Origin of the sequence: Streptomyces sp. NPDC020965 (genome assembly GCF_044333555.1) — a bacterium.
In the GTDB taxonomy this organism is placed as follows: Bacteria; Actinomycetota; Actinomycetes; order Streptomycetales; family Streptomycetaceae; genus Streptomyces.
Map to the genome: position 1 here is coordinate 1 of NZ_JBIRRE010000025.1, position 13,479 is coordinate 13,479.

Annotated in this window: 2 protein-coding genes; both read right to left on the reverse strand. The window is 71.3% G+C overall.

The features are described from left to right. Positions 1–5,663 (reverse strand): type I polyketide synthase (locus ACH4S7_RS36410; protein ID WP_398525724.1); only part of this gene is annotated, 5,663 nt, incomplete at its 3' end. 38 nt (positions 5,664–5,701) lie between these two features. Continuing rightward, on the reverse strand, positions 5,702–13,479 hold a 7,778-nt coding region (locus ACH4S7_RS36415; RefSeq protein ID WP_398525725.1), incomplete at its 5' end, for an SDR family NAD(P)-dependent oxidoreductase.

A 13,479-nucleotide genomic window follows, 5' to 3' on the forward strand; every position in this document is an offset into this window, starting at 1 on the left:
ATGACGCCGGTGACTCCGGCGGCGGCCTGGGTGTGTCCGAGGTTGGATTTCACCGAGCCCAGCCACAGCGGCAGTTCACGTTCCTGACCGTAGGTCGCGAGTAGTGCCTGGGCTTCGATGGGGTCGCCGAGGACCGTGCCGGTGCCGTGGGCTTCGACCGCGTCCACTTCGGACGGGGCGAGTCCTGCGTTGGCGAGGGCCTGACGGATGACTTTCTGTTGTGCGGGGCCGTTGGGTGCGGTGAGGCCGTTGGACGCACCGTCCTGGTTGACGGCGGACCCCCGTACCACCGCCAAGATGTCACGACCGTCCCGTACGGCATCGGAGAGGCGTTGGAGCACCAGCACGCCCACGCCCTCGGCCCACCCCGTACCATCCGCACCTTCGGCGAACGACTTGCACCGACCGTCGACCGACAGCCCGCGCTGCCGGGAGAACTCCACAAAGACATCGGGAGTCGCCATCACGCTCACCCCGCCCGCCAATGCCATGGAGCACTCACCGGACCGGATCGCCTGGGCGGCCAGATGGAGGGCAACCAGCGACGATGAACACGCTGTATCGATGGTCACCGCGGGCCCCTCGACACCGAGGACGTACGAGAGCCGCCCGGACAGCACACTGGAGGAGGTGCCGGTGAGGTGATAGCCCTCGGTGCCGTCGTCCCGCGCATCCATGCCGTACCACTGGGCCGAGGCTCCGACGAACACACCGGTCTGCTGCCCCCGCAGGGAGGTGGGATCGATCCCGGCGCGTTCCAACGCTTCCCAGGAGGTCTCCAGCAACAGTCGCTGTTGCGGGTCCATCGCCAGTGCTTCACGCGGCGAGATCCCGAAGAACCCCGCATCGAACGACCCCGCATCGGCCAGGAAGCCGCCGTACCGTGTGGCGGACGTACCGGAGGCGTCCGGATCGGAGTCATGGAGGGCGTCGACGTCCCAGCCCCGGTCGGCTGGGAACTCCGCGACCACATCCCGCTCTTCGGACAGCAGTTTCCAGAAGGCGTCGGCGTCGGTGATGCCACCGGGCAGCCGCAGCCCCATGCCGACGACAGCGATCGGATCGGCGTCGGCGCCGGATGCCGAGGCCGTGAACCGGGGCTCATCCGCTGAGTGGGGGAAGAGTTCGGTGTGCAGTCGGCGCGCGAGTGCGGTGGCGTTGGGGTGGTCGAACGCGACGGTCGCAGGGAGCCGCGCGCCGGTCGCTGCCCGAAGCCGGGCGCGCAGTTCGACGGAGGTCAGCGAGTCGAACCCGACGTCACGGAATGCCTGCGCGGTGCCGATCCCGGTGGGGTCGTCCATGCCGAGCACGGCCGCGGCCTCGGTGCGGACGAGGTCGGTGAGCAGTTCCATCCGGCGTATCACGTCGAGTCCGGCGAGCGAGGCCACCAGGGCGGATCGATCGGCGACCGGTTCCTGCTGCGCGGCCAGCGCGGCGGCGGCCTCGGGCACGGAACCGAGGAGGGGGCTGGGACGTCCGGCGGTGAACATCGGCGCGAAGCGCGCCCAGTCCATCCGGGTGACCACCGAGTCCGCCGTGCCCCCTCGGAGGACATCGTCGAGCGCGGTGAGCGCGAGAGCGGGCGGCATCGTGAGAATGGCGCGGCGGCGCAGGTGTTCCGCCGCGTCACCGGCCGTGGCCATGCCTCCGTCGGCCCAGGCGCCCCAGGCGATGGAGGTTCCGGCCAGACCGCGGGCACGGCGGTGGGAGGCCAGTGCGTCGAGGTAGGCGTTGGCGGCGGCGTACGCGCCCTGCCCCGCCGCACCCCACACACCGGCGATCGACGAGTACAGGACGAACGCGTCCAGGGGCCGGTCCTGGAGCAGTTCGTCCAACAGTGCCGCGCCGGTGACCTTCGCTGCGAGGACGTCGGCAAAGGCTTCAGGGTCGAGGTCGAGCAGCGGGACCAGGTCACCGGCGATGCCGGCCGTGTGGATGACGGCGTCCGGCGGATAGCTCTCCAACAGCCGAGCCACCGCCGCCCGGTCGGTCAGGTCACAGCCGACGACCGAGACGCGGACGGCTGCCCCGCTCAACTCCGAGATGAGTTCGTCGACGCCCGGGGCGTCCGGGCCGCCGCGGCTGACCAGCACCAGGTGCGCGGCGCCACGGGCCGCGGCCCAGCGCGCGGCGTGGGCGCCCAGCGCGCCCGTCCCACCGGTGATCAGAAGGGTGCCGCGCGGTGTCCAGCCCGCGCCCGTCGCCGGTGCGGTCACCGGCGCGAGGCGGCGGCCGAAGAGCCCCGTGTCCCGTACGGCCACCTGGTCCTCGGCACCCGTCAGCGCCGCCAGGACACGGTCGGCGAGTGCGGGATCGAGGGCCGGGGGCAGGTCGAGCAGCCCGCCCCAACGGTCGGGATGTTCGAGTGCGGCGACCCGGCCGAGGCCCCATATCTGGGCGGCGGCGGGGTCGATGACGGGGTCGAAGGGCCCGGTGGCCACCGCACCCCGGGTCACCGCCCATACGCGCGTGGTGGTGCCGTCGGCGAGCAGGGTCCGCAGCACGGCCCGGACATATCCGGCGTCGCCCGTCACACACAGGACACCGTCAGTCGGGCCCGCCGCACGGAGCGGCTCCGCGAGGTGATCCGGGTCGGCTCCGACGGTGGTGATGTCGAGGCCGCGCGCGGCCAGCTCCGCCGACAGGCCCTCCTCGTCCGCGCCCATGGGGTGGAGAAGGAGCCAACGGCCCGTGGGTGCGGTCCGGTCGGCGGCGCCGGGGATTCGCTCCCACTCCACCTCGTACCGCCAGGACCGTGCCCTGGTCTGGTCGCGGGTGTCCTTCCGCCAGCGGGTCAGCGCGGGTACGACGGTGGCGAGCGGCGCGGGGTCCGCGAGCCGCAGCCGGTCGTTGAGGGCGGCGAGGTCGCCGCTGTCGATCGCGTCCCAGAACCGGGCCTCCTCGGGGTCGACGGTCCGGCCCTGTGCGCCCTCGTCGTCCGTGGTTCCGTCGCGTTCGGGGAGCAGCCAGTAGTGCCGGCCGTCGAAGGCAGTGGTGGGCAGCGCCTCGGGTGGGGCCTCCGGCAGCGTGGACAGGAGGTCGACGGGCCCGCCGTGGACGAAGAGTTCGGTGAGGGAGCGGGTGAACCGGTCGGGGCCGCCGTCGTCACGACGCAGCGTCCCGCACACCACGGCGTCCTCGATGGCGAGGCTGTCGAGTGTTTCGGTGATGGCGGCGGTGAGTACGGGGTGACCGCTGGACTCGACGAACACGCCGAAGCCGTCCCCCGCCAGCTCTTCCACCGCGTCGGTGAACCGTACGCGGTTGCGGAGGTTGCGTGTCCAGTAGTGGGGGTCGAGGGGGCTGTTGATCCATTGGAGGTCGACGGTGGAGTACCAGGGGATGGTGGGTGTACGGGAGGAGATGTTGGTGAGGAGTTCGTTGAGGCGCGGTGCGATCGTGTCGACATGAGCGGAGTGTGAGGCGTAGTCGACAGAAATGCGTCGGACGCGTGTGTCGTGGGTGCGGTGGTGGTGTTCGAGTGCGTCGAGGGCGGTCGTGTCGCCGGCGACGATGGTCGCGTGGGGGCCGTTGACGGCGGCGATCTCGACCCCTTCGGGGAGGCCGATGGCGTCGGGTGCCAGGGCGATGGAGAGCATGCCACCCTTGCCGGAGAGCTGCTCGGCGATGACCTGGCTGCGCAGTGTGACGATTTTGGCTGCGTCGTGGAGGGTGAGTGCGCCGGCTACGCAGGCGGCGGCGATTTCGCCTTGTGAGTGTCCGATGACGGCGTCGGGTTGGAAGCCGTAGGTGTCCCACAGTGACGCGAGTGACACCATCACGGCGAAGGACACGGGCTGGACGACGTCCACCCGGTCGAGCCCGGGGGCATCCGCTGTCCCGTACACGACATCGCGTAGGGACCATTCCACATGCGGGGCGAGTGCTGCCGCACACTCTTCCATGCGTGCGGCGAAGGCGGGTTCCGTGTCCCACAGCTCGCGGCCCATGCCGGCCCACTGCGCACCCTGACCGGGAAAGACCAGCACCGAACGGCCTGCGTCCCGGGCCACCCCCGCCACCACACCCTGATCCGGACGGCCCTCGGCCAACGACCGCAGGGCTGGCAACGCATCAGGTGTACGTACCACCGCGCGGTGTTCCCAGAGCGCGCGCGTCGACAGCAGGGAACGGGCGGTTCCGGCCGTGGCGCCCCCGGCCGCGGTCAGATGGTCGGCGAGGGCCGCCGCCTGGGCCGCGAGTCCGTTCGCGGTACGCGCGGAGACGACGAGCGGGATCCCGTCGGCGGAAGGCCGGCCCGCCGTGGCCGCCGGCAGTGGCTCACCAGCGGGCGGTTCCTCGATGACTACATGGGCGTTGGTTCCGGAGACGCCGAAGGACGATACTCCCGCTCGCCGGGGGTGACCGTGACGCTTCCAGGGGGCCGGCTCGGTCAGGAGTCGCACCTCGCCCGCCATCCAGTCGACCTTGCGGGACGGCTCATCCACATGCAGCGTGCGGGGGAGGAGACCATGTCTCATGGCCAGCAGCATCTTGATGACGCCGGTGACTCCGGCGGCGGCCTGGGTGTGTCCGAGGTTGGATTTCACCGAGCCGAGATGAAGAGGCCGTTCTCGTTGCTGTCCGTAGGTGGCGAGTAGTGCCTGGGCTTCGATGGGGTCGCCGAGGACCGTGCCGGTGCCGTGGGCTTCGACCGCGTCCACTTCGGACGGGGCGAGTCCTGCGTTGGCGAGGGCCTGGCGGATGACTTTCTGTTGCGCGGGGCCGTTGGGTGCGGTGAGGCCGTTGGACGCGCCGTCCTGGTTGACGGCGGACCCCCGTACCACCGCCAAGATGTCACGACCGTCCCGTACGGCATCGGAGAGGCGTTGGAGCACCAGAACGCCGACGCCCTCGGCCCACCCCGTACCGTCCGCACCTTCGGCGAACGACTTGCACCGACCGTCCACTGAGAGCCCGCCCTGCCGGGAGAACTCCACGAACACCTCTGGCGTCGCCAGTACCGTGGCACCTCCGGCCAATGCCATGGAGCACTCACCGGACCGGATCGCCTGGGCGGCCAGATGGAGGGCGACCAGCGACGATGAACACGCCGTGTCGATGGTCACCGCGGGCCCCTCGACACCGAGGACGTACGAGAGCCGCCCGGACGCCACACTGCCCGCGTTCCCGGTGCCGAGGAATCCCTCCAACCCGTCGGGGCGCGCCCCCGTGGCGTAGTCGTGGTACATCAGCCCGGTGAAGACGCCGACATCCCGGCCGCGCAAGGAGGCGGGGTTGATTCCGGCGCGTTCCAACGCTTCCCAGGAGGTTTCCAGGAGCAGCCGCTGTTGCGGGTCCATCGCCAGTGCTTCACGCGGCGAGATGCCGAAGAACCCCGCGTCGAACGCCCCCGCGTCGGCCAGGAATCCACCGTGCCGCGTACGGGATGTGCCGAAGGCGCCCGGGTCGGGGTCGTGGAGCCGCTCCAGATCCCAGCCCCGATCGGCCGGGAACTCGCCTACGGCGTCCCGCCCTTCGGACAGCAGCGCCCAGAACTCCTCCGGGGTCCGAATGCCGCCCGGTAGCCGCAGCCCCATGCCCACGATGGCGACCGGTTCGGCGGCGCGGTCGGCGAGGCGGACGTTCTCCCGCTTGAGGCGTTCCTGTTCCAGGAGCGCGGCACGGAGCGCCGCGACCAGCCGGTCGTTCTGGGAGCTCATGGGGGTTCCTCCGTTGTTCCGCACGGCATCGGACATGGTCAGCCGACCTCACCCAGGGCGCGCCTGATCAGGTCTTCCTCGTCCATCTCCGCGATGCGGGCCGAGTCGTCCGACGCCGCTTGGGGCGCGTCTGGCGTGGATGGTGCAGTGGGCTCTTCTTCCGGTCCCGCTGAATCCGCTGGCTCGTCCGGCTCGTCGAGCGGGAAGAGCGCGGTGTGCAGGCGCGCGGCCAGAGCGGCGGCGTTGGGGTGGTCGAAGACCACCGTGACGGGGAGTCTCACTCCGGTGGTGGTCGCCAGCCGATTGCGGAGCTCGACGGAGGTGAGCGAGTCGAAGCCCACCTCACGGAACGCCTTGGCCGGACCGAGGCCGCCGGTGCCGGTACGACCGAGTACGGCGGCGGCCTCGCGTCGCACCAGGCCGGTGAGAGCGGCGAGTTGACGCTCGGTGTCCTGGGCGGCGAGATCGGCGGGCAGGCCGATCCGTACGATCTCGCGGGGCGGCGGGCCTACCGGGCCGGTGAGTCCGCGCCAGAGCGGAGCCAGTCGGCCGTCCCGTGCGGCCTCCCGCAGGGCGGGGCGGTCGATGGCGACGGGCGCGATGACCGGGAGCCCGGTGGCGAGGGCGGCGTCCAACATGCGCATTCCCTGCGCGGAGCCGATCGGAGCAATGCCGTCCCGGGCCATCCGGCCGGTGTCATCCGCGGTCAGATGGCCGGTGAGGGCGCTCGACTCCTCCCACAGGCCCCAGGCGAGCGAGAGCACGGGGTGTCCTTGCGCTGCCCTGCGGGCGGCCACGGCGTCGAGGAAGGCATTGGCCGCCGCGTAGTTCCCCTGCCCGGCGTGGCCCAGGATCCCCGCCGCGGACGAGAACAGCACCAGGGCGGCGCCCGTCTCCCGGGTGAGCGCGTCCAGGTGCCCGACGGCATCCACCTTGGGCCGGAACACGCGGTCGAACCGGCCGGCGTCCAAGCTCTCCACGACCCCGTCGTCGAGAGCACCGGCCGTGTGGACGACGACGGCATGGGGTCCGGCGAGGTGTGCCGCCAACTCCCCCACCTGCGCGGGATCGGCCACGTCACAGGCGATGATCTTCACATCGGCGCCCGCTGTCGTCAGATCGTCCCGCAGAGATGCCGCACCGGGCGCGGACTCTCCCTGGCGGGAGGCGAGTACCAGACGGCGTACGCCGTGCTCGGAGACGAGATGGCGGGCGGTGAGCGCGCCGAGGGTTCCGGTGCCGCCGGTGATCACGACGGTCCCCGTCGGCCCGAAGGCGATCTGCTCGGCCGCCTGGTCGGTGGCGACCCGGGCCAGCCGGGGCACCAGCAGCCGACCGTCCCGGACCGCCACCTCCCACTCGCCGGCCGCCGCGAGTGCATCGGCCGCGCGGTCGGTGAGCGCTTCTCCCCGGGCGAGCAGAAGGCGCCCGGGGTGTTCGGCCTGGGCGGAGCGGACCAGGCCCCAAACGGCGGCGGCGGCCGGGTCCCCGGTGTCCGCGGTCGCGATGACCAGCCGGGTCCCGTGCCAGGTGTCCACGGTCACGAGGCGCTGGATGGCGGAGAGCACGCCGGTGACCGCGGCACGGGCCCGCTGGGCGTCGTCGCCTGCTCCCGGGTCGACCCGTAGCGCCAGCCATCCCGGGCGGGGGGCGTCGACGGTCGCGATATCGGGCAGGGTCGACCCGGCCGGATCGACCTCGGCGGGGATCCAGTCCACTTCGAAGATGTCCTCGGCTCCGAGGGGGACCGGGCGGGCGATCAAGGAGTCCACCGTGGCGACGAGCGCGCCGCCCGGGTCGGTGATGGTCACCCGGACGCCCTCCGGTCCCGAGGCCAGCCGGACCCGTACGGTCCGCTCCCCGGACGGGTACAGGGCTACCCGGCGCCATACGAAGGGGAGCTCCAGGGGCCCGTCACCCCGGGCGACGGAAAGGGCCAGCGGATGCAGGACCGCGTCGAGCAGGGCGGGGTGGAGGGCGAAGCCGGCGGCATCGAGCCCATCAGGGAGTTCGACTTCGGCGAAGAACTCCGGACCGTCCCGCCATATCGTGCGGACGCCTTGGAAGGCCGGCCCGTACTCATAGCCCGCACGCGCGAGTTCGGGGTAGAAATCGTGCTCGGAGACTCGCTGTGCGCCGACCGGAGGCCAGCCAGCCGGATCCTCGGCAACCCCCGGCGCGGGAAGCGAAGTCAGGGTGCCCGTCGCGTGCCGGGTCCACCCGCTCTCGGTCTCGGCCCGGGAGTGGACGGTCACCGGCCGGCCCCCCTCGGTCCCGAGGGCGCCGACGACCACGAGCAGCGCGCGGGCATCTCCGCCGTTCAGCGTCAGTGGTGTCTCGATGATGAGTTCTTCGAGGAAGGGGGTGCCGGTCCGGTCGCCGCCTTGGATGGCGAGTTCGATCAGTGCGGATCCGGGGACCAGGACGGTGCCGGAGACTTGGTGGTCTGCGAGCCACGGTTGCAGACCGACCGATATCCGTCCCGTCAGGGTGATGCCGCCGGTGTCGGGGTTCTCCACCATGGCGCCGAGTACGGGGTGTGCTACGGCTTCCTGGCCGACGCCTGATACATCGCCCTTGCCTGGTGTCAGCCAGTACCGCTGGCGTTCGAAGACGGTGGGGGGTACGGGTTCGGGGGTGGCTTCGGGGAGTACGGAGGGCCAGTCGATGGCGCCGCCGTGGACGAAGACCTCCGCTGCCGACCGCAGGAACCGGTCCCGGCCACCGTCATTGCGTCGGAGGGAGCCCAGGGCCACTGCGTCCGCGGCGGTGTCACTGATCGCGGCGGTCAGTGTCGGGTGGGCGCTGGACTCGACGAACAGACCAAAGCCTTGATCCCTGAGGTTCGCTACCGCGTCGGCGAACTGGACGCGGTTGCGGAGGTTGCGTGTCCAGTAGTGGGGGTCGAGGGGGCTGTTGATCCATTGGAGGTCGACGGTGGAGTACCAGGGGATGGTGGGTGTACGGGAGGAGATGTCGGCGAGGAGTTCGTTGAGGCGCGGTGCGATCGTGTCGACATGAGCGGAGTGTGAGGCGTAGTCGACAGAAATGCGTCGGACGCGTGTGTCGTGGGTGCGGTGGTGGTGTTCGAGTGCGTCGAGGGCAGTCGTGTCGCCGGCGACGATGGTCGCGTGGGGGCCGTTGACGGCGGCGATCTCGACCCCTTCGGGCAGGTCGATGGCGTCGGGTGGCAGGGCGATGGAGAGCATGCCACCCTTGCCGGAGAGCTGCTCGGCGATGAGCTGGCTGCGTAGTGTGACGATTTTGGCTGCGTCGTGGAGGGTGAGTGCGCCGGCTACGCAGGCGGCGGCGATTTCGCCTTGTGAGTGTCCGATGACGGCGTCGGGTTGGAAGCCGTAGGTGTTCCACAGTGCTGCGAGTGACACCATCACGACGAAGGACACGGGCTGGACGACGTCCACCCGGTCGAGCCCGGGGGCACCGCTTTCACCGAAGACCACATCGCGCAGGGACCATTCCACATGCGGGGCGAGCGCCGCGGCACACTCCTCCATCCGCGCGGCGAAAGCGGATTCCGTCTCCCACAGCTCGCGGCCCATCCCGGCCCACTGCGCACCCTGACCGGGGAAGACCAGTACGGATTTGCCGGGGTGGTCGGTGGTGCCGGTGCGGACGTCGGGGGTTGGGCATCCGGTGGCGAGATCGCGCAGGCGGGTGACCGCGTGGGCAGGGTCCTTGGCGAAGACGACGGCGCGGTGTTCGCGTACCGCGCGGGCGGTCACCAAGGATCGGGCGACCCCGGTGAGCGACCCATCGACGGTCTCCAGATGGTCAGCGAGCCGGCCCGCCTGCGCCGCCAGCGCGTCCGCGCTCCGTCCGGACACCACCAGCGCCACCTCACCGGCGACAGCAGAAATGACCGGTGCCGTCGACAACGGCGGCTCCTCAAGAACGAGATGGGCATTCGTCCCGGAGACACCGAAGGAGGAGACACCGGCCCGACGCGGGTGACCATTCGCCTCCCACGGCACCGGCTCCGTCAACAGCCGCAGAGCACCGGACTCCCAGTCGACCTTCCGGGACGGCTCATCCACATGCAGGGTGCGGGGGAGGAGACCATGCCTCATGGCCAGCAGCATCTTGATGACGCCGGTGACCCCCGCGGCGGCCTGAGTGTGTCCGAGGTTGGATTTCACCGAGCCCAGCCACAGCGGCAGTTCACGTTCCTGACCGTAGGTCGCGAGTAGCGCCTGCGCCTCGATCGGGTCGCCGAGGACCGTGCCGGTGCCGTGGGCCTCGACCGCGTCGACCTCGGACGGAACGAGTCCTGCGTTGGCGAGGGCCTGACGGATGACCTTCTGTTGTGCGGGGCCGTTGGGTGCGGTGAGGCCGTTGGACGCACCGTCCTGGTTGACAGCGGACCCCCGTACCACCGCCAACACTTCACGACCGTCCCGTACGGCATCGGAGAGCCGCTGAAGCACCAGCACGCCCACGCCCTCGGCCCACCCCGTACCGTCCGCGCCCTCGGCGAACGGCTTACACCGGCCATCCGGCGACAGCCCGCGCTGCCGGGAGAACTCCACAAAGACATCGGGTGTCGCCATCACGGTCACCCCGCCCGCGAGCGCCATGGAGCACTCACCTGACCGGATCGCCTGGGCGGCCAGATGCAGGGCGACCAACGACGACGAACACGCCGTGTCCACCGTCACCGCGGGCCCCTGCACACCCAGCACGTACGACACCCGACCGGACAGCACACTCGATGCGTTCCCGATCATTCGGTAGCCGTCCGATTCACCGCCCGCCGCATCGCCGTACGCCTGCGCCGAGGCTCCGACGAAGACACCGGTCTGCTGCCCCCGCAGGGAGGTGGGGTCGATCCCGGCGCGTTCCAACGCTTCCCAGCAGGTCTCCAGGAGCAGCCGCTGTTGCGGGTCCATCGCCAGTGCCTCACGCGGTGAGATCCCGAAGAACTCCGCGTCGAACAAGCCCGCGTCGTGGAGGAATCCGCCGTGCCGGGTGTACGTCGTCCCCGACGCCTCCGGATCAGGATCGTAGAGCCGTTCCAGCTCCCAGCCCCGGTCCGCGGGGAAGCCGGACACGGCGTCGGCTCCCGCGTGGAGGAGCTGCCAGAACCCTTCGGGGTCGGTGACGCGACCGGGTAGCCGCAGCCCCATACCGACGATCACAACCGGGTCCGTGGCGTCGTCCGTACGGTGCGATGAGACCCGTGACGCCGCAGGATCGCCCGCGGCGCCGCGGACCGGGTCCGTGCCGGCCAGCAGGGAGAACAGGTGAGCGGCGAGCGCGGCCGGATTCGGATGGTCGAAGACGACAGTGGGTGGGAGGGCGAGACCGGTCTCCCGGGCGAGCCGGTTCCGCAGCTCGACCGCGGTGAGCGACTCGAACCCGGTGTCGCGGAAGGCCCGGCCGGGATCGATGTCGGTACGCAGACCGAGGGCCGCGGCTGCCTCGCGCTGGACGAGTTCGGTGAGGGTGGCGAGCCCACGGTGCGGAGCGACTCCGGAGAGCTGTGCCAGCAACCCCTCGCCGGGGGTGGCGGATCGCGCTGCGGTTCGCCGGACCGGGCCGACGAGCTGCCTCAGCAGGGCGGGCAGTCTGCCCTGGCGGGCCTGTTCCCGGAGCGCGGAGAGTTGGAACCCGGCCGGGACAACGGCCGCGGTGCTGGCACCGGCGGCACTGTCGAACAGACCCAGGGCACGTTCCGGTTCGAGTCGGGACAGACCGAGCCGCGCCAGCCGCCGGGTGTCGACGGCGCTGAGTCGGGCGGTCATGGCGCTCTGCGGTGCCCAGAGTCCCCAGGCGAGGGAGACCGCTGGGCGACCGGCCGAGCGACGGCGAGTGGCGAGCGCGTCCAGGAACGCATTGGCGGCGGAGTAGTTCGCCTGTCCGGCGCTGCCGAGGACTCCCGCGGCGGAGGAGAAGAGGACGAACGCATCCAGCTCGCCCGCGAGTTCGTCCAGATGGGTGGCGGCGTCGGCCTTGGGCCGGAACACCGCGTCGACGTCGGCCGCGCCGAGCGTGGTGAGAGTGCCGTCGGCGACCACGCCCGCAGTGTGGACGATCGCCCGCACGGGTGTCCGAGCGAGGAGCGCGGCCACCTGATCGCGGTCCGCGAGGTCACAGGCCACGACGGACACCTCGGCGCCGGCGTTGGTGAGGTCCGCGGACAGTTCGGCCGCGCCTTCCGCCTCCGGCCCCCGGCGGGACACCAGCACCAGATCGCGGACGCCGTGCTGGGTGACGAGATGTCGGGCGACGAGTGCGCCCAGGGTGCCGGTGCCGCCCGTGATCAGGACGGTGCCCAGCGCGGCCCAGTCCGGTGGGGTGCTCGCGGCGGCCCGGACGAGCCGGGGAACGAGCAAATGGCCGTCCCGTACGGTCAGTTGCCATTCGCCTGCGCTGGCGGCGGTCTCCAGCGCCCCCTGGAGGAGCACCGGATCACCGTCGGCCCCTTCGAGATCGGCGAGGAGGAACCGTTCCGGATGCTCGGTCTGCGCGCTGCGCACCAGGCCGTGGACAGCCGCCAGCACGGGGTTGGTGTCCGCCCGTTCGGTGAGGACGACGAGACGGGTGTGGCTGGTGCCGGGGAGGGCCGTGAACTGGCGTAGTACCGAGAGCGTGGACAGCACGGCCTCCCGCGCCCGTACCGGCTCGGGCCCGTCCCCGCCGTCCGTCACTCGCAGGGCGAGCCACGGCGGCGATTCGATGTGGCCGGGACCGTTCGTACGCGCGGAGAGGTGAGGCAGCACGTCCGGCAGATCGACGTGGCCGTCCCCGCTGATCGAGTCGGGCGGGACCTTCGCACCATGCCTGAGTGGCACCCATGCCACCTGGTACGGCTCCGGGGCGCCCGGTGCTGTGCCCCGCTCCACGGGGAGCGGCTCGCGGATACGGACGGACTCCGCCGTGAGCACCGGTGCGCCCACGGGGTCGGTGAGGACCAGTGACAGCCCCTCGGGCGTGCGTGCCACCTGGACCGCGACGGCCGTCGCGCCGCTCGCGTGCACCGTCACACCGCGCCAGGCGCAGGGCACCTGCCCTTCCTCGGCCACCGCGTCGAGCGCGGCGGCGAGCAGGGCGGGATGCAGGACGTATCCGGTGGGGTCGGCCTCATCGGGGAGCTCGACCTCGGCCACCGTTTCGCCGGGCGGTGGGGCAGGGATCGGGCGGGGCTCCGTCGTCAGGGTGCCGCTCGCATGGCGGGACCACCTGGCCTCGCCGTGTTCGGGGCGGGTGTGGACGGTGACGCTCCGCCGCCCGGCCGTATCGGCGCCGATCACGACCTGGGCTTGCAGGGCGCCACCGTCTCCGGGGACCGAAGGCAGGGTGTCGACGTCCAGCGAGTCCAGTACGGGGTGGCTCACGGCGTCACCGCCCCGCAACGCCAACTCCAGGAGGAGAGCGGCAGGGACGCCATCGGTGAGCAGCTCAGCGGGGATACGGCCGGTCAGTACGGTGCCGCCGGTCTCGGGCAGGTCGAGTACGGCGCCGAGCACCGGGTGCTCCACGGCGCTCAGACCCGCCTGCGAGAGGTCTCCGGGGCTGCGGGAGTCGAGCCAGAGGCGCTGGTGCTCGAAGGCCGTCTTCGGGAGGGGCGTGGTGGGTGTGTGGGGGGTGAGGGTGGTCCAGTCGATGTGTCCGCCGTGGGTGTGGATGGTGCTGATGGCGGTGAGTGCGGTGTGGTGTTCGGGTCGGTTTTTGCGGGTGAGTGGTATTGCGGTGAGGGTGTCGATGAGGGTGGTGAGGGTTCCGCCGGGGCCGAGTTCGAGGGCGGTGGTGATGTCGAGGTTGGTGAGGGTGGTGATGGCGTCGGCGAAGCGTACGG